The 18,100-nt window shown below is 73.0% G+C and carries 13 protein-coding genes and 1 pseudogene; 8 read left to right on the top strand and 6 right to left on the bottom strand.

Going from position 1 to position 18,100, the window contains the following annotated elements; all coding sequences use genetic code 11:
* On the top strand, positions 1-676 hold a 676-nt coding region (locus K7B10_RS11070; RefSeq protein ID WP_229335942.1), incomplete at its 5' end, for an MFS transporter.
* Here the strand turns inward: K7B10_RS11070 and glgX are convergent.
* Positions 661-2,775: a glycogen debranching protein GlgX gene (glgX, locus tag K7B10_RS11065; RefSeq protein ID WP_229335941.1), complete on the bottom strand. Its 2,115-nt coding sequence runs from the start codon at positions 2,773-2,775 to the stop codon at positions 661-663. The two genes, K7B10_RS11070 and glgX, sit on opposite strands and share 16 nt — an antisense overlap.
* Before the next feature lie 307 nt (positions 2,776-3,082).
* On the opposite strand from glgX, the gene K7B10_RS11060 reads away from it, so the two are divergent.
* From K7B10_RS11060 to K7B10_RS11045, 4 genes are all read left to right on the top strand, one after another.
* Complete coding sequence (locus tag K7B10_RS11060) at positions 3,083-4,381, top strand: DUF5919 domain-containing protein (RefSeq protein WP_229335940.1); 1,299 nt, start codon at positions 3,083-3,085, stop codon at positions 4,379-4,381.
* Between the two features lie 72 nt (positions 4,382-4,453).
* Complete coding sequence (locus K7B10_RS11055) at positions 4,454-5,179, top strand: 3'-5' exonuclease (RefSeq protein ID WP_229335939.1); 726 nt, start codon at positions 4,454-4,456, stop codon at positions 5,177-5,179.
* Positions 5,180-5,361: 182 nt separating this feature from the next.
* Positions 5,362-5,658: a trypco2 family protein gene (locus K7B10_RS11050; RefSeq protein WP_229335938.1), complete on the top strand. Its 297-nt coding sequence runs from the start codon at positions 5,362-5,364 to the stop codon at positions 5,656-5,658.
* Positions 5,659-5,675: 17 nt separating this feature from the next.
* A complete protein-coding gene (locus tag K7B10_RS11045) occupies positions 5,676-10,835 on the top strand; it encodes a S1 family serine peptidase (RefSeq protein WP_229335937.1) in 5,160 nt (1,719 codons plus the stop codon).
* 81 nt (positions 10,836-10,916) lie between these two features.
* Here K7B10_RS11045 and K7B10_RS11040 read toward each other — a convergent pair whose 3' ends face one another.
* The gene (locus tag K7B10_RS11040; protein ID WP_229335936.1) at positions 10,917-11,777 is read right to left on the bottom strand and encodes a phosphotransferase enzyme family protein; all 861 of its coding nucleotides are present in this window, start codon (positions 11,775-11,777) and stop codon (positions 10,917-10,919) included.
* An 84-nt stretch (positions 11,778-11,861) separates the two neighbouring features.
* On the opposite strand from K7B10_RS11040, the pseudogene mgt reads away from it, so the two are divergent.
* Together mgt and K7B10_RS11030 are read left to right on the top strand one after the other, a co-directional pair.
* Positions 11,862-13,135 (top strand): annotated as a pseudogene (mgt, locus tag K7B10_RS11035) (macrolide-inactivating glycosyltransferase).
* On the top strand, positions 13,132-13,683 hold the full coding sequence (locus tag K7B10_RS11030) for a DUF1697 domain-containing protein (RefSeq protein WP_229335934.1): 552 nt from the start codon (positions 13,132-13,134) through the stop codon (positions 13,681-13,683). Before mgt ends, K7B10_RS11030 begins: the two are co-directional and overlap by 4 nt.
* Positions 13,684-13,727: 44 nt before the next feature.
* On the opposite strand, the gene K7B10_RS11025 is transcribed toward K7B10_RS11030, so the two are convergent.
* Complete coding sequence (locus tag K7B10_RS11025; RefSeq protein ID WP_229335933.1) at positions 13,728-14,576, bottom strand: aldo/keto reductase; 849 nt, start codon at positions 14,574-14,576, stop codon at positions 13,728-13,730.
* Positions 14,577-14,621: 45 nt separating this feature from the next.
* Here K7B10_RS11025 and K7B10_RS11020 point away from each other — a divergent pair, with 45 nt between their 5' ends.
* Positions 14,622-15,623, top strand: coding sequence for a ketopantoate reductase family protein (locus tag K7B10_RS11020; protein ID WP_229335932.1), 1,002 nt, complete (start codon positions 14,622-14,624; stop codon positions 15,621-15,623).
* 119 nt (positions 15,624-15,742) lie between these two features.
* Here the strand turns inward: K7B10_RS11020 and K7B10_RS11015 are convergent, their stop codons facing one another.
* The 3 genes from K7B10_RS11015 to K7B10_RS11005 form a co-directional block, all read right to left on the bottom strand.
* A complete protein-coding gene (locus K7B10_RS11015; protein WP_229335931.1) occupies positions 15,743-16,525 on the bottom strand; it encodes a sirohydrochlorin chelatase in 783 nt (260 codons plus the stop codon).
* Between the two features lie 8 nt (positions 16,526-16,533).
* Positions 16,534-17,436, bottom strand: coding sequence for an ABC transporter permease (locus K7B10_RS11010; RefSeq protein WP_229335930.1), 903 nt, complete (start codon positions 17,434-17,436; stop codon positions 16,534-16,536).
* On the bottom strand, positions 17,423-18,100 hold a 678-nt coding region (locus K7B10_RS11005), incomplete at its 5' end, for an ABC transporter ATP-binding protein (RefSeq protein WP_229335929.1). The genes K7B10_RS11010 and K7B10_RS11005, both read right to left, overlap by 14 nt.

Here is an 18,100-nt window from a genome sequence, read left to right as displayed (position 1 = left end):
CGCCCGCCGCCCCGCCCGCCACCCGCGCGTCGTGTACGCCGTACGGGGCTCCCTGCTCCTCCAGGGCGCCATGTTCGGCGCCTGCCAGGCCGGAATAGCCGCCCTTACCGCTCGTCTGGGCGTCCCCGGCCAGGCGGGCGTCGTGTACGCCGCGATGGGCGTCGTCAGCGCAGCCGTGGGCCTCGCGCTCGGCGCGCTGCCCGCCCGGATCGGGCTGCGGGTGCGCTGGCGGGCGGCCACCGCCGCCGCGCTGGCGCTCTCCGTACCACTGCTCTTCACCGACGCCCTGTGGCCGTTGTACGCGGCCGTCACGGTGCTCGGGGCCGCCTACGCCCCGCACCTGATCACCGCCTTCGCGCTCACCGAGCGGGTCGTGGAGCCGGCCCGGCTCGGCGAGGCCACGGCCTTCGCCGCCAGCTCGCTCGTGGCCGGGCAGGCCGTGGCGCTCGCCGCCTGCGGACGGCTCGCCGAGCGGTACGGGCCCGCCGGGGCCTTCGCGGTCGCCGTCGGGGCGGCCGCGCTGTCCCTCGTCCTCGCCCTCGTGACCCGGGTGCCGGCCGCCCGGCCGCACCCCGCCGCGCCGAAGGTGTTCATCCCGGCGCAGCAGACCGCCTCCCCGGAGGCGGCGGGCACCCCGGAGGGGGGTACGCCCGGATCCCCTTACGCCGGCCGCTGAAGCACCACCAGGCACCGTCCCGTCAGGGCCACCCGGTCCCCGGCCGCGTACTGCGGTCCGGTGCCGGGTGGCAGTACGTCCGGGCGCGCCGTGTCCACGACGAGCCGCCACTGCGCGCCGTGCCCGGCCGGGATCGTGAACTCCTGCGGATCGGCACCCGCGTTGAACATCAGCAGGAACGAGTCGTCGGTGATCCGCTCCCCGCGCGAGCCCGGCTCGGAGATGGCCTCCCCGTTGAGGAACACCGTCAGCGAGCGCGCGTGCTGCGCCTGCCAGTCACGGGCCCGCATCGGCTCCCCGTGCGGGGTGAACCAGGCGATGTCCGAGAGCTCGTCGTCGGTTCCCTCCACCGGACGGCCGTGGAAGAACCGGCGCCGCCGGAACACCGGGTGGTCGCGCCGCAGCCACACCATCCGCCGGGTGAACTCCAGCAGGGAGGGCGCCGGTTTGCCCGGCTCCGGCCAGTCCACCCACGACAGTTCGTTGTCCTGGCAGTACGCGTTGTTGTTGCCGCCCTGCGAGCGGGCGAACTCGTCGCCGTGGCTGAGCATCGGCACGCCCTGCGAAAGCATCAGCGTGGCCATGAAGTTGCGCATCTGCCGCTCGCGCAGCTCCAGGACCTCAAGCTCCTCCGTCGGCCCCTCCACCCCGCAGTTCCAGGACCGGTTGTGCGTCTCCCCGTCCCGATTCCCCTCGCGATTCGCCTCGTTGTGCTTCTCGTCGTACGAGACGAGGTCGTGCAGGGTGAAACCGTCGTGGCAGGTGGTGAAGTTGATGGAGGCCAGCGGGCGGCGGCCGTCGTCCTGGTAGAGGTCCGAAGAGCCGGTCAGCCGGCCCGCGAACTCCGCGAGGGTGCGGGGCTGTCCCCGCCACAAGTCCCGCACGGTGTCGCGGTACTTGCCGTTCCACTCGGTCCACAGGGGCGGGAAGTTCCCCACCTGGTAGCCGCCCTCGCCCAGGTCCCAGGGCTCCGCGATCAGCTTCACCTGGCTCACCACCGGATCCTGCTGGACCAGGTCGAAGAACGAGGACAGCCGGTCCACCTCGTGGAACTGCCGGGCGAGGGTGGCGGCCAGGTCGAAGCGGAAGCCGTCCACGTGCATCTCGGTGACCCAGTAGCGCAGCGAGTCCATGATCAGCTGGAGCACGTGCGGGGAGCGCATCAGCAGCGAGTTCCCCGTCCCCGTGGTGTCCATGTAGTGCCGGGGGTCGTCCGCGAGGCGGTAGTACGAGGCGTTGTCGAGTCCGCGGAAGGACAGCGTCGGGCCCAGGTGGTTGCCCTCGGCGGTGTGGTTGTAGACCACGTCGAGGATGACCTCGATCCCCGCCTCGTGCAGGGCCCGCACCGCCGATTTGAACTCCAGCACCTGCTGGCCGCGGTCACCGGAGGCGTAGCCGTTGTGCGGGGCGAAGAAGCCGATCGTGTTGTAGCCCCAGTAGTTGCTGAGCCCGTCGTCGACCAGCCGGTGGTCGTTGACGTACTGGTGTACGGGCATCAGCTCCAGCGCCGTCACCCCCAGCTTGGTGAGGTGCCCGATGACCGCCGGATGGGCGAGCGCCCCGTACGTGCCGCGCAGCTCGTCGGGCAGATCGGGGTGACGCATGGTCAGCCCCTTGACGTGCGCCTCGTACAGCACGGTGTGGTGGTACTCGTGCCGCGGCGGGCGGTCGTTGGCCCAGTCGAAGTACGGATTCACCACGACCGAACTCATCGTGTGCGGCGCCGAGTCGAGGTCGTTGCGCGAGTCGGGCCGGCCGAAGTGGTAGCCGTACACCTGCTCGCCCCAGTCGACGCTCCCGGCGATGGCCCGCGCGTACGGGTCCAGCAGCAGCTTGGCCGCGTTGCAGCGCTGCCCGCGCTCTGGCTCGTACGGGCCGTGCACGCGGAAGCCGTAACGCTGCCCGGGCATCACTCCGGGCAGGTAGGCGTGGCGTACGAAGGCGTCGGTCTCGCGCAGTTCGACCGCCGTCTCCGATCCGTCGTCGTGGAGGAGGCACAGCTCGATGCGTCGGGCGGCCTCGGAGTAGACCGCGAAATTGGTGCCGGCGCCGTCGTACGTGGCGCCGAGCGGATACGCCTGTCCCGGCCAGACCTGCATGGATTCGGCTCTTCCCCTCGTTCCCCCGGCTGGCGGGCTGATGTGTCGGTGCCGATCCGGCGTGGACCGCGTCTGCCCCAGATCTTCCCCGAAAGTGGGCCCGTACGCGGGGACTTGGGTTGCTCCTACCGGGTGACCCGGAGAGCTGATATGCGGGTCAGCGGACTATGCGGGCATCCGATAATGGGTCAACGGACCACCCGTGCGCGGCCCGTCGGACCGCATCGGGCTGCACCGGGCGCCGAGCTCGGAGTACCCTTCCGTGATCACTGGAGACGGGCGTCCAGACGCAGAAGGCGGTGCACGGGTGAGCTCGGGAGGTCTGGAGCTGCCCCCTGGTGACAGCGGTCACGAGGGCGGCCCGGCGGACGCCCCAGGAGGTGCACCCGATGGTGCGCCCGGCGGGGTGTCCGGCGGCATGCCGACGGGGGTGCCGGCCGGGGCGGTGTCGCTGGCCCCGACGGCGGCCGGGAGTGTGCGGGCCGGGGCCGAGCTGGACTGGGGCGCGGACGCGTGGAGCGAGGTCCGCACCCGCGCGCAGCGGGCCGGCCGCGCGTACATCTGGCTGAACCTGATCGAGCAGCGGCTGCGCGCCGTCGTCGGCGCCGTGCTGCGGCCGATCTACGAGCCCGTGCACGGCGGGGACGACTGGGTGGTCGCGGCCGCCGGGCCCGCCGGGCAGGAGTGGGTGCAGCGGGCCGTCGCGGTCCGCGAGGTCAGCCGGCGCAAGGGCTACCTGCTCGACCCGGCCGACGACAACGTGCTGAGCTTCCTGACGCTCCCGCAGCTGCGGGAGCTCATGGTCCAGCACTGGCCGTGCTTCGAGCCGTACTTCGACGACCGGCGGGAGATCGAGCTCGCCCTCGACGAGCTGGAGGTCACCCGGAACGTGGTCTCCCGCAACCGGGCCCTGTCGCGGGCGGTGCTGGAGCAGGCCGAGCGGGCCTCCGCGCGGCTGCTGGAGGTGCTGGGCGGCGGCGCGGGCTCCCCGGGGGCGGACCGGCTGCCCATCGACGCCGTCGAAGACCTCGTGGGCGACCGGTACGCGGACGTCATCTCGGTCCACCCGGACCGGGTGCGGCTGCAGCGGCAGCTCCCGGCGGAGGACCTGTTCGGGGGCGCGCGGCGGCTCGACGCCATCGGCATAGGGCTCAACCTGCTGGTGCAGAACTTCTCGGGACGAAGACTCGTGCGCCTGACGGAGGCCGGCTGCCGGGTCCGGCTGCTGTTCCTGAACCCGGCCAGCAGCGCCGTGAAGCGGCGCGAGCGGGAGCTCGGCCTGCGCAAGGGCGAGCTGAGCCGCTCGGTGGAGATGAACATCCTGCACGTGCGCCGGGTGAGGGCGGGGCTGCGGGACCCCTCGCGGTTCGAGATCCACGTGTTCGACGAGACGCCCCGCTTCACCGCGTACCTGGTGGAGGGGGAGACCTCGGGCATCGCGGTGGTCCAGTCGTACCTGCGCCGGGCGCGCGGCATGGAGGCGCCGGTGCTGGTCCTGCGGGGCGGCGGCGCCCGCGGCCCGGCGCGGGACGCGGACCACGGGCTGTTCCCGACGTACCGCGAGGAATTCGAGTCGATCTGGGAGGACTCCCGCCCGGTGTCCTGACTGTCAGTGCCCCGTGGCAGGCTGAAAGTCACAGACCGAAGGTGCACGGGGAGTGCGGGGGAGGGGCGCGGCATGGGGGACTGGCACGGCGGTGTGCTGATCGGATTCGACCTGGAGACGACCGGCACGGAGCCGGGGGAGTCGCGGATCGTGACGGCGGCGGTGGTCGAGGTGCGGGCGGGCGAGGTGCGCGAGCGGCGCGGCTGGCTCGCGGATCCCGGGATACCGATCCCCGAGGAGGCCTCGGCGATCCACGGGATCAGCACGGAGCGGGCGGTGGCGGAAGGCCGCCCTGTTGGGGAGGTCGCGGACGAGGTGGCGCAGGCACTGGTGGAGCACTGGCGCCGGGGCGCGGTCGTCGTCGCGTACAACGCGGCCTTCGACCTGTCCCTGCTGACGGCCGAGCTCGCCCGGCACGGGCTGCCCTCGCTGGCCGACCGGCTGGGCGGGGCCGAGACCGGGCCGGTGGTGGACCCGCTGACCATCGACCGGGCCGTGGACCGCTACCGCCGCGGCAAGCGGACGCTGGAGGCGGTGTGCGGGGTGTACGGGGTCACCCTGGACTCCGCGCACGACGCGGGAGCCGACGCGCTGGCCGCGGTGCAGGTGGCCCGCGCGATAGCCGCCCGCCACCCCGAGGTGGCGGCGCTCACCCCGGCCGCCCTGCACGCCCGCCAGGGCACCTGGCACGAGCGCTGGGCCCGCGACTTCCAGTCCTACCTGCGCCGCCAGGGCACCCCGGACGCGGTGATCGACCCCAACTGGCCGCTGCGCACGGCCCTCCCGGCGACGGCCTGAGGCGGCTGACGGGCCCCGGTGTTGGCCGGATTTCGACGGTGCCCGACCGGAGGTGATTCGGAGCGACGGCCGAGCCCTTACCCTCTGATGCACTTGTCCGCGTTCACAAGCTCACGACGCCCGGCCGATGCGTGACGTCCGCCGCCCGTGGTCGATCGCGCAGCTGCTTTCCGGGGGGTCCCATGAACATCGAACTTGCCGATCTGCTCACCTCGCTCCGGTCGGAGATCAACCGTGCCCGGGTCGATGCCGCGGGCCAGGACGTGCGCTTCAAGATCAACTCCATTGACCTGGAACTGCAGGTGGCGGTCGAGAAGACCGGCGAAGGCAACGCCGGTGTGCGCTTCTGGGTGGTGTCGCTCGGAGGCAAGGCGACAGCCAAGTCCGCCGAGACCCACACCGTGAAGATCGCGCTGGGCGCCCAGACAGCGGGAGGTGACGCCGTCCTCACCGGTGACGACGTCTCCGACCTCTTCTGAGCCCGGCCGGCCTCTGCATGAGTTCCGTCGACAAGAGCCGGGTGGCCCAGGTCATCGTCCGGCTGGAAGACAGCGTCGAATTCGGGTCGGGATACCGGATCAGCAAACGACTGGTCCTCACGGTGGCCCATTTGTTCGAGCGTCGCGATCACGCCTGCACGGTGCTGCTCGGGACTGGCAAGGACGCCCTCCCCGCCACGCTCGTATGGAGGGGAGGGGCACAGCGCCAGGACCTGGCGCTGTTGGAGCTCGACGCCGTGCCCGCGGAGCTCCCCTCCGTCTCCGGCCTTTCCATCGGACGGCTGCCGAACGGGGTGGGCAATGTGCCGTTCGTAGGGGTCGGCTTCCCGGCCCTCGCACAGCGTGCCGAATCGGCCAGGTACCAGGGACTCGACCGGCGGGACAGCCGGCAGGTGGACGGGTTGGTCAAGCTCGGGTCCAACATGAAGTCGGAGCTGCTCGACCTCACCATCACGTCCGCGCCGCCTCCCGAGCCGGTCGACGGCAGGGACCCCTGGAAGGGGATCTCCGGCACGGCCCTGTTCGCGCCCGGTGGCTGTCTCATCGGAGTGCAGGCCCAGCGGCTGCCCGCCGCCGGGACCAGCAGCGCGGAGGCAGAGTCCGTGGCCAAGGCTCTCGACGACCCCGAATTCGTCCGGATCCTCGGCGAGAACTTCGTACGGACCCGGGCGGTGCAGCTCGATGCCCTGGAGGAACAGAGGCCCGGCCGCCGGCAGCGGTCTGTCGTCTCCCAGCAGGAGCGCATCAGCGGCTTCGGCGACTTCGAGAAGAACTTCACCCCGGAGCGGCTGCCCTTCGTCTCCCCGGGCAGCGAACACGACGCGGCCCCCCACCGGCTGCTCACGCATCTGGTGACCTCGGCGGACCGCGGGGTCCTGCTGATCGGAGCGGCGGGCACGGGCAAGAGCCGGACCGGCCTCGAGGTCGGTCAGCTCGCCATCGACGAGGGCTGGCGGGTACTGCACCTCGTGCCCCAGGCCCGGGACGGATCGGCCGGCGACCAGATCACCGACCAGATCATCGACGAGATAGCCGAGGAGGCCTTCGCGGAGACCAGCTCCGTGCTCGTGGTGATCGATCTCAACGAAACCAACCTCGACCTGCAGGCGCTGCGGCACCAGCTCCTGCCCATGGCACGGCGCCGCTCCGTCCCGATGGTCCTGCTCGCCTCGGCACGCCCGGGCTGGCTGCTGGAGGCCGACCGGGCCCTGGTCGCCGAACTCTTCGACGAGATCCACGTACGGCAGGACGAAGAGTTCCAGCGGCTCGTCACCAGGAACGCACTGGAGACCCTGGCGCCCACCGCGATCCACCGCCTGGGGGCGGACCGCATGCTCGCGGTCTGCGGAAGCCGCCCGATCGTGGCGCTCCTGGTCGCCCAGGAGATCGAGCGCCGGGTCAAGGCGGGGAGTTTCTCCATCCCCGAGCTGACGGGTCTGCGCTCCGGGGGCGAGCTGACCGCCTGGCTGCTGAACCGGCTGAAGGAGGACGGCCTCACCGTTCCCGCCCGCACCCCTGGAAGCCTCGTCCCCGCCCGCGCCTCCTTCGGACTCGTGGCCGCCGCTGCCGCCGCGGCGGCCTGCCCGCAGGGCCAGGCCGCGGTGGTCGCCGCCGCCAGGTCGGCGCTCACGGGTGCTGCCGCCGACCAGGTCGAGGAGGCCGACGGCATCGTGGCCACCCTGGTCTCGCTGGGCTGGCTGGAGCTGAAGGACGGCGTTCTCTCGGTCGCCCACGACATCGTCGCGGACCAGCTCATGGAATCGGTCCTTCTCCCCGAGCCGACCGCCTGGCCGGACACCGCCGGCACACGGGCACTGCTCGCCGGCAGCCTCACGGACGCCCGCACCATCGGTCGGTTCTCCGTCAACCTCGGCCGCCTCGTCAACGACCTGGCCCTCGCCGACCGGGCAGCGGCCGTCGAGCCCCTGCTGCGCGCGTGGTTCACCGAGCAGGCCTCCACCATCGGCGACCTGATGTGCGAGGACTCCAACGCCGGCAGCTACGCGCTCGGCGCCCTCTGCTCCGGTCCGCCGTGGGCCGATGCCGCCGTCGCGTGCTGGGACCAGGTCCTCAGCCCCTGGATCGGCGCGTTCGGCGGTGATTACGACGCCCGTCACGTGCTGCACCGCGGGCTGCGCAACCTCCCCGCCGAGGGCGCGCAGCTCCTCGCACCCGCCGCACTCGACTGGCTGGCGGCGTATTGGCGGGCCAGCACCGCCGGCTACGTCGCGGCTCCGCTGCTGTCCCGCATGGACCTGCCGCCCGAGGCGGTGCAGCAGGCCGTCCCCTTGACGCTGAACTGGCTCAACCGCCACGCCGCGACGCCGGGTGGCGGATACGTGCTCCGACCGCTGCTCGACCGCACCGACCTCGACCCCTTCGAGGCCCGGCGGGTCATGTCCGCCGCGTACGCCTGGCTGAGCCGCAACGGCACCACCCACAGCGCCGGATACGTCCTCGATGCCTTCCTGTCGCGCTCGGACCTCACCCCCGACGACGTACGGCGCATCCTGCCGGCCACGCGCGCGTGGCTCGGCCGCCACGCCACGACCCTGGGCGCCGGGTACGTGATCCAGTCACTGCTGCCCCGCCCGGAGCTGGAGCCCGACGAGGCGGGGAGGACCGTGCAGACCGGCCTCGCCTGGCTGGACGCCCACGCCACCACGCTGACGGCCCGGCACGTCCTGAGGGCGGCGGCGGCTCGGCCCGACCTGTCGGACGAGGACCTGCGACGGCTCCTGCGCGCCGCCCGCGCCTGGCTGGACCTCCACGGCACGACCATCGACGCCGACTGGGTCCTGTCCCCGCTGCTCGTCCGCACGGACCTGGCCGCCGAGGACGGCGAGCGCGTCCTGTCCGCCGTCCTGGACTGGCTCGGCCTCCACGCCCGGGCGATACAGGCCGAGTTCGTCCTCGGCCGGCTGGTGGAGCACACCGGCCTGACAGTCGACGAGCGCAGCCGCGCTTGGTCCGCCGTACTCGACTGGCTCGATTCCCACGCGGAGGTCGAACAGGCCTCCTTCATCCTCAAGCGGCTGCTCAGGCTGGTCGACTTTCCCGAAGCGGAAATGCATCGGGTGGTCGCCGCAGCCATGGTCTGGCTCGACCACTACGGGAACGAAGCCAGCGCCGGACACATCATCGGCCCGCTGCTCGGCCGTTCCGTCCTGGCTTCCGGCGATGTGCAGCAGGTGCTGCGCACCGCTTTCGACTGGCTCGGCCTCCATGCGATCGGCGAGGCCAGCTTCGTGTTCAAGCCGCTGCTCCTGCGGACGGACCTGGCGGCGGCCGATGTCCGCCGGGTGGTCGGGTCCGCCCTCGTGTGGCTGGGCCACAGTGCGGGGACGTTGGACGCGGGCTATGTCCTCAACGTCCTGCTGGTGCGCACCGACCTGACCGGGGAGGAGATCTCCGCGGCCTTCTCCGAGGCCTTGGCCTGGCTCGACCTGCACGCCGACACGGCCGATGCCGGCTATGTACTCGCACGACTGCTCAGCCGCCACGACCTGCCGCCGGCCGACGCCCCACGGGTGCTGCAGGCGGCCTTCGAATGGCTCGGCGATCGTGCCGGCGCCCCGGAAGGGCGCGTCGTCCGGGAGGCCCTGGAAGCGCGGGCAGACCTCGGTCCCCTCGAGAGCCGGCGCATGGCAGCAGCGCAGTTCGCCTGGCTGGCAGCCCACCTGACCGACCCTCGGGGCAGCTACCTGCTGGTCCCGCTCCTGAAGCGCACCGACCTGGACGCGGACCACGCACTGCTCCCGGTCACGACGGCGCTGGACTGGCTCGACCACAATGCCACCATTGCGAATACCCCGTTCGTTCTCAACACACTGCTCTCGCGCAGCGATCTGGGCGGCGACCACGCCCGGCGGGGGGCTGAGGCCGCCTTCACCTGGCTCGACGCGTACGCGCACACCCCCGAGGCCCGCTTCGTGCTCGCGCCGCTTCTGGTCCGCAGGGATCCCGACGTCATGAAACGCGCCACCCAGTTGGCCGTGGTCTGGCTCGACCGGCACGTCCTGATGCCCGAGGCGCAGCGCGTCATAGGCCCTCTGCTGGCCTGCAGCACCCTGTCCTCGGACACGGCGGGTCGCTCGGCCCGGCACGCGCTGACCTGGCTCGACCGACACGGCTCCGCGCGGGAGGCGGCGTTCGTACTGGAGCCCCTGCTGCGCCGTGCCCACCTCGGCGCCCCGGAAGCGGTCCGAGCGAAGGAACACGCCCTGGCGTGGCTGTCCGACGGCATGGACACCCCAGGCGCCGGCCACGTACTCGAGTCGCTGCTCGGGCGCGGCGACCTGGACCCGGAGGAAGCGTCCCGCGCGATCGCGTACGCGCTGTCCTGGCTGGACCTGCATCCGAGCGCGGGCAGGGCCGGCCGCTTCCTCGGCCCCCTGCTCGCGCGCACCGACCTGACCCCGGATCAGGCCGTGCGGGCCACGACCCGCACCCTGGCCTGGCTGGCCGCCCAGCCGAACGCCGTGAGCCTCGGCCACGTACTGAAGCCCTTGCTCGAACGCATCGACCTGACGCCCGACCAGGCCCGGCAATCGGCGGTCCATGCTCTCGTCTGGCTCGACCGCCACGCGCCCGCGGCCAACGCGGCCCACGTGCTCGGCCCGCTCCTCGACCGCACCGACCTCACCCCCGCCGAGGCCCGTCGGGCCGTCTCCTTCGGCGCGGACTGGCTGGACCGCCACGCAGCGACCGCGCGCGCGAGGTTCGTCGTCGTTCCGTTCCTCAAGCGCCCCGAGGCCACCGCGGAAGAGGTCCGGCACGCGTTCGCAATGGCCCTGTCGTGGCTGGCCCAGTACGGCAACTCGCACGGTGCTCCGGCCGTCCTGAACGGCCTGCTCTCACGTGAGGACCTCGGAGCCGACGATGCGGCGGACGCCGTCGAGGCCTCCTTCGCCTGGCTGGACCACTATGCCGCGACCACCCGCGCCCGCCACGTCCTGGCCCCGCTCATCGTCCGTACCGACCTCTCGCCCCACGACGCCCGCCGGGCCGTCTCCCTCGCCGCATCGTGGCTGGACGGACACGGCTCGACGGAGGGGGCGGCCCTGCTGCGCGACGCCTTCGCGGCCCGCGCCGCCCTGCCCGCCGCCGAATCCTCCGATGCCGACGGCGCCGTTGACGCCGTCCCCGCCAACTGACGACGCAGGCGAGGACTCCGCTGAGCGCGGCCCGTCCCGGCGAAGCCCCCGGTGTGCCGTGTGGGGCTGCCGGCCGTGTTCCTAGAAGGCGTGCCAGCGGGTTTCCGGATCGGCGTCGCGGAGGGAGGTGACGCGGCGGCGGAATTCGGTCAGGGCCTTCGGGTTGGTCGGGGCGTGCTGGGCCACCCAGGCGCAGCTGGCCGTCTCGCGGGCGCCGCGGAGCACCGCGCAGCCCTCCCAGTCGCGTACGTCCCAGCCGTACGCCGTCACGAAGGCCTCGTACGACTGCGCCGGGAGGCCGTACCGGTCGCGGGAGAGGGCCATCACCACCAGGTCGTGCTCGCGCAGGTCGGCCGAGACGGTTTCCAGGTCCACCAGGACCGGCCCGTCCGGGCCCACGTGGACGTTGCGGGGCAGGGCGTCGCCGTGGATCGGTCCCGGCGGCAGGTGCGGGGTGAGCGCGGCCACCTCGTCGGCGTAGGCGTCGCGCCGGGCCCGCAGGTAGGCGGCGTCGGCCGGGTCGATCGACTCGCCGGCCAGCCGGAGCCAGCGCTCGACCCCGCCCAAGAGGTCCCGCGCGGGCAGCGCGACCGGCGCGGCAGGGAGGGCGTGGATCCGCCGCAGCAGCACCGCCAGGTCCTCGGGGCCGGCGGTGCGGACCGGGTCCGGGAGGCGGTGCCACACCGTCACCGGGTGCCCCGCCACCAGCCGGGCCTTCGGCTCGGCCGCGCGGACCGCCGGGATCCCGACCTGTTCGAGCCAGCCCGCCACCGCGAGCTCCCGCCCGGCCCGCTCCAGCAGCGCCGCCTCCCGGCCGACCTTCACCACCAGCTCGCCCACCGCGAACACCGCGTTCTCGCCGAGCGCCAGCAGTACGGACGGACCGGCCGGGCCCGTCAGGCCCGCCGCCGTCAGTACGTCCCTGGCCTGCGCTTCGTCCATGCCGCCGCCCCGAGCCTCTCTCCGGATCCGGATCTTCGTGAATCCGCCCAGTTTCGCACCCGATCCGCGCATGGCCGGATCTTCATGTTGCACGAGACGTATCGTCTCGTTAGCCTCGATGCATGACCTCAGCCGAGCCCGCACACATCGCCATGTTCTCCATCGCCGCCCACGGGCACGTGAACCCGAGCATCGAAGTGATCCGCGAGCTCGTCGCCCGCGGCCACCGCGTCAGCTACGCCATCCCGGCCTCCTTCGCCGAGAAGATCGCGGAGACCGGTGCCACTCCGGTGATCTGGGACTCCACCCTCCCCACCGACGACGAGCCCGAGGCCTGGGGCACCGAGCTCATCGACAACATCGAGCCGTTCCTGGAGGACGCCGTCCAGGCCCTGCCGCAGCTCGCGGCCGCCTTCGAGGGCGACGAGCCCGACCTCGTCCTCCACGACATCACCTCCTACCCGGCGCGCGTCCTCGCCCACCGCTGGGGCGTCCCCGCCGTCTCCCTCTCCCCCAACCTGGTCGCCTGGACCGGGTACGAGGAGGAGGTCGGCGAGCCGATGACGGCCAGGCTGCGCGCCACCGAGCGCGGACGGGCGTACTACGCCCGTTTCCGCGCCTGGCTCGACGAGAACGGCATCGAAGAGGACAGCGACCCCTTCGTCGGCCGGCCGCGCCGCAGCATCGTGCTCATCCCGCGCGCCCTCCAGCCGCACGCCGACCGCGTCGACGAGAGCGTCCACACCTTCGTCGGCGCCTGCCAGGGCGACCGCAGCGCCGACCAGGGCACCTGGGAGCGCCCGGAAGCGGCCGCCGGGAAGAAGGTGCTCCTCGTCTCCCTCGGCTCCACCTTCACCAAGCAGCCCGCCTTCTACCGGGCCTGCGCCGAGGCCTTCGGCGACCTCCCCGACTGGCACGTCGTCCTCCAGATCGGCAAGTTCACCGACGAGGCCGAACTCGGCGCGCTCCCCGCCAACGTCGAGGTCCACCGCTGGGTCCCGCAGCTGGACATCCTGCGCCGGGCCGACGCCTTCATCACCCACGCGGGCGCCGGCGGCAGCCAGGAAGGCCTCGCCACCGCCACCCCGATGGTCGCCGTGCCCCAGGGCGTCGACCAGTTCGGCAACGCCGACATGCTCCAGGGACTCGGCGTCGCCCGCCACGTCCCCATGGCGGAGGCCGACGCCCGCACCCTGCGGGAGGCCGTCCTCGCACTCGTCGAGGACCCCCAGGTCGCCGCCCGCGCCGAGGCGATCCGCGCGCGGATGGCCACCGAGGGCGGTACGCGACAGGCCGCCGACCTCATCGAGGCCGAACTGCCCGCACTGTCGGTGCCCGGTCCTATCGTTCGCTCATGACCACGAAGAAGTACGCCGCCCTGCTGCGCGGGATCAATGTCGGCGGGGCCAAGAAGGTCCCGATGGCCGAGCTGCGCGAGGTCCTGGCGGGGCTCGGCCTCACCGAGGTCCAGACGTACCTGCAGAGCGGCAACGCCGTCTTCGCGAGCCCGGAGAGGGACCAGGCCGCCCTGGCCCGCGAGCTGGAGCGGGCCATCGAGGCCCGCTTCGGCTTCGCGGTGGCCTGCCTGGTGGCCGACGGGGAGTACCTGCGCGCCGTCGCCGAGGCCTGCCCCTTCCCGGCCGCCGAGCTGGAGGGCCGGCAGCTGCACGCCACGTTCCTCTCCGCACAGCCCGCCGAAGAACGCTTCGCCTCGATCGACGGGCCCTCGTACCTCCCCGAGGAGTACCGGATCGGAGACCGGGTGGTCTACCTCTACGCCCCCGACGGCCTGGGCCGCTCCAAGCTGGGCGAGGCGCTCCACAAGCCCGCCGTGTTCAAGGGCATCGACGCGACGACCCGGAACTGGAACACCGTCGCGAAACTCGTCGAGCTCACGGCCGGCTGACGGGCGCGACGGCGCCGGGCCCGCCCTGATCCGAAAGACACCCCCTAGCGGCCGAGCGCGTCCAGTACGGACATCTCCCGCGGCGTCAGCCGGATGGTCGCCGCGTCCAGGTTCTCGGCCAGGTGCGCCGGAGACCCGGTCCCGGGCGTCGGGCACAGCACCGGCGACCGGTGCAGCAGCCAGGCCAGCGCGATCTGCCCCGGCCCCGCCCGATGCTCGGAGGCCACGGCGGTCACCGCCGCCGCGCTCTCGCGCGTCAGGGCGCCGCTGCCCAGCGGGTAGTACGGGAGGAAGGCGATCCCGCGCGCCCCGCACAGCGCGAGCACCTCCTCCGAGGACCGGTCCATCAGGTTGTACGGGTTCTGCACGGAGGCCACCGGGACCACCTCCAGCGCCTGCCGCAGCTGTTCGGCGGTCACCGTGTCCAGCCCGATGTGCCGGATCTTGCCCTCCGCCCGCAACGCGGCCAGCGCGCCCAGCTGTTCCGCCTCCGGGACCGCCGGATCGAAGCGGTGCAGCTGGTAGAGGCCGATGCTCTCCACCCGCAGCCGCCGCAGGCTCGCCTCGCACATCGCCCGCAGCTGCTCGGGCCGCCCCGCGGCGTGCCACCGGTCGGGGCCGGTGCGCACCACCCCGCCCTTCGTGGCGACGACCAGCCGCTCCCCGTACGGGTGCAGGGCCTCGGCGATCAGCTCCTCGGCCAGGTCGGGGCCGTAGTTGTCGGCGGTGTCGATGAGCGTGACACCGCGCTCGACGGCGGTGAGCAGCACCGCCCGGGCCTCCGCGCGGCTGCCGCGCGGGCCCCAGTAGCCGGGGCCGACCAGGCCGCCCGTGCCGAGGCCGAGCCGCCGTACGGGGAGATCTCCGCCGAGAAGGAACACGTCGTCCACCATGCCCCGACGGTAACGCAGCGCGCCGGATGTGCCAGGCTCCGGAGCATGCGTTACATCATCATCGGCGCCGGGGCGATCGGCGCGACCATCGGCGGACGGCTGGCGGAGGCGGGCACCGAGGCCGTCCTCGTCGCGCGCGGCGCGCACGCGCAGGCCCTCGCGGCGGACGGGCTGCGGCTCACCACGGCGGACGGGACCCGGGTGCACCGGATCCCCGTGGTCACGGGCCCGGCGGAACTCGGTGAACTGCGCCCCGACGACGTCCTGTTGCTGGCGGTGAAGACCCAGGACGCGATCGCCGCGCTCGACGCGTGGGGCGACGCGGAGGTGGCGGGCGGCGGTACGGCGGCCCAGCGGCTGCCGGTGCTGTGCGCCCAGAACGGAGTGGAGAGCGAGCGGCTGGCGCTGCGCCGCTTCGCCCGCGTGTACGGGGTCTGCGTCTGGCTGCCCGCCACCTTCCTGGAGCCGGGCGTGGTCTCCGCGCTGTGCGCGCCGCTGACGGGCATCCTGCACATCGGGCTCGCGGCCGGGGGCGCGGACGCGCGGGCCCGGCGGATCGCCGCCGACCTGGAGAAGTCCGGCTTCGAGGCGCCGGTCGTCGAGGACGTGATGCGCTGGAAGTACGCGAAGCTGCTGGGGAACCTGGGCAACGCCGTCCAGGCGACGACGGGCCCGGAGCCGCACCCGGCGAAGGCGGCCCTGCTGCTGCGCGCGCAGCGGGAGGGGCGGGCGGCGCTCGGGGCGGCGGGGATCGCGTACGCCTCCGACGCGGAACAGGCGGCGGCCCGTGACGGCAAGGTCGGCCAGCCCCCGGGCGTGCGCGGCGGCTCCTCCTGGCAGTCCCTGAGCCGGGGCACCGGCTCCATCGAGGCGGACTACCTCAACGGCGAGGTCTCCCTGCTGGGCCGCCTCCACGGGGTCCCGACCCCGGTGAACGACACCCTCCGCCACGCGGCGAACATCTTCGCCCGCGAGGGCCTGCCGCCGGGCGCGATGTCGATCGAGGACCTGACGGCCCTGGCCGACGAGGCGGCGGCGAGGGCCTAGCTAGGGGTGTCCGCAAAGTAGCGCCGGCCGCCCGGAGGGCGGCCCCGCGGCGTCCGGCACGCCGAGGGCGCGTGCCGGGCGTCGCGGGGCGGGCGGGACTTTGCGGACACCCCTAGGCGTCAGGCCGCGGTGAGGAGGGGGGCGCTGCGCGGCGCCGTGTCGTAGCGGCGCAGGAGCAGGCGGGCCAGCTCGGGGGCCGCGCCGAGGACACCGGCCACCAGGTCCGCCCCGGCGGCTTCCGCGCCCGAGGCGATACGGTCCGGCAGGCGCCCGGGGGCGATGACGTACGGGGCCACGGCCACCCGGCGGACGCCCTCGGCGCGCAGGGCCCGTACGGCGTCCTCCGTACGGGGCAGGCGGGCGGAGGCGAACGCAGGCCGCACGGCGCACCAACCGGTGTGCCGCCACTCCCGCGCGATTTCAGCGATCACTGCGATCGCCTCCGGGTCGGAGGAACCGGCGGACGCGAGCACCACTCCGGTGGTGGCGCGGTCCGCCGGGGTGAGGCCCGCTTCCGCGAGGCGGCGCTCCAGGGCGCCGACCAGGAGCGGGGACGGGCCGAGGACGTCCGCGATCCGGACCGAGAAGTCCGGCAGGCGGGACGCGGCCTCGGCCAGCACCGCGGGGATGTCGGACTTCGCGTGGAACGCCCGGGTCAGGAGCAGCGGGAGGGCCACGACCTCCCGTACGCCGGACCGGTACAGGCCGGAGGTCACCTGCGCCACCGTCGGGGTGTCGAAGTCGAGGAAGGCCGTCTCCACCCGCAGCCCCGGCCGCAGCGCCCGCACCCGCCGGGTGAGGGCGTGCACGGTCGCCGCGTGCCGCGGGTCGCGGCTGCCGTGGGCGATGACGAGCAGGACGGGGTCGCTCGCGGGTGAGGTGGCGCGGAAGAGGGGACGCATGGCGCGGCTCAGTTCTTGACCAGGAGGCCGCGGGTGCGCAGGACCCGGCGTTCGAGGGGGCTGAAGATGAGGAGGTCGATGGCGATGCCGACGACGAGGATGAGGATGATCGCGAGGAATACGCCGGGGAGGTCGATGTTGTTGCGGCCGTTTTCGAGGAGTTGGCCGAGGCCGAGGCCGAGGTCGGGGGAGCTGGCGATGATTTCGGCGGCCATGAGGGAGCGCCAGGAGAAGGCCCAGCCTTGTTTGAGGCCGGCGAGGTAGCCGGGGAGGGCGGCGGGCATGACGACGTGTCGGGCGCCTCGGAGGCCGGTGGCGCCGAGGGTGCGGCCGGCGCGGAGGAAGAGCGGGGGGATCTGGTCGATGCCGGCGACGAGTCCGTTGGCGATGGAGGGGACGGCGCCGAGGAGGATGACGGTGTACATCATGGCGTCGTTGAGGCCGAACCACAGGACGGCCGGGGGGACCCAGGCGACCGAGGGCAGGGATTGCAGGCCTTGGAGGATGGGGCCGATGGCGGCGCGGACGAAGGTGACGCGGGCGACGAGGAGTCCGAGGGGGGTGCCGATGGCGAGGGCGAGGAGGAAGCCGAGCAGGCCGCGGGAGACGCTGGTCCAGACGACGTCGAGGAGGGTGCCCTTGAGCCACATGTCGGACAGGCTGTTCCAGACCGCGGACGGGGCGGGGAGCTTGGTCTGGTCGGTGACCTTCAGGGAGACCAGCACCTGCCAGACCACGAGGACGAGGGTGATGGCGAGGAAGGGCGGGAGGACCTTCTTGATGAAGACCTCGCGGGTGGGGGTGCGGTGGGTCTGGACGGCGTCGAGGGCGTCGAGTCCGGCTTCCAGGCCGGCGAGGTCGTCGGTCTTGTCCTTGGCCGCGAGGTTCGGCTTGGTTTCAGTGCTGGCCATGGCGGCGGATCTCCCCACGCAGGTGTTCGGTGATCTCGAGGGACAGTTCGGCGACGTCCGCGTCTTCGATGCGGCGGGGCTGGGGGATGTCCACGGTCCATTGCCTGGCGATGCGGCCGGGTCGTGAGGAGAGCAGGATCACGCGCTGGGCGAGGCGGACGGCTTCGCGGACGTTGTGGGTGACGAAGAGGACGGAGACGTTGGTCTCGGTCCAGATGCGGGTGAGTTCGCCGTGCAGGACGTCTCGGGTGATGGCGTCCAGGGCGGCGAAGGGTTCGTCCATCAGCAGGAGTCGGCTGTCCTGGGCGAGGGCGCGGGCCAGGGCGACGCGCTGGCGCATGCCGCCGGAGAGTTCGTGGACGCGTTTGCCGTGGGCGCCGCCGAGGCGGACCAGTTCCAGCAGGCGTTCGGCTTCCGTTTTGCGGTCGGTTTTGGGGATGCCGCGCAGGCGCAGGGCGAGTTCGATGTTCTTGCCGGCGGTGAGCCAGGGGAAGAGGGCGTGTTCCTGGAACATGAGGGCGGGGCGGCCGGCGGTCTCGATGGTGCCGGTGGTCGGTTTGTCGAGTCCTGCGACCAGGTTGAGCAGGGTGGACTTGCCGCAGCCCGAGGCCCCCAGGATGGTGACGAACTCGCCGGGGGCGACATCGAGGCTGATGTCGTCCAG

The organism is Streptomyces flavotricini (assembly GCF_020639365.1).
Taxonomy (GTDB): domain Bacteria; phylum Actinomycetota; class Actinomycetes; order Streptomycetales; family Streptomycetaceae; genus Streptomyces; species Streptomyces flavotricini.
Note: the sequence above shows the minus strand (reverse complement) of the source record. Positions and strands in the feature narration are given on the sequence as shown.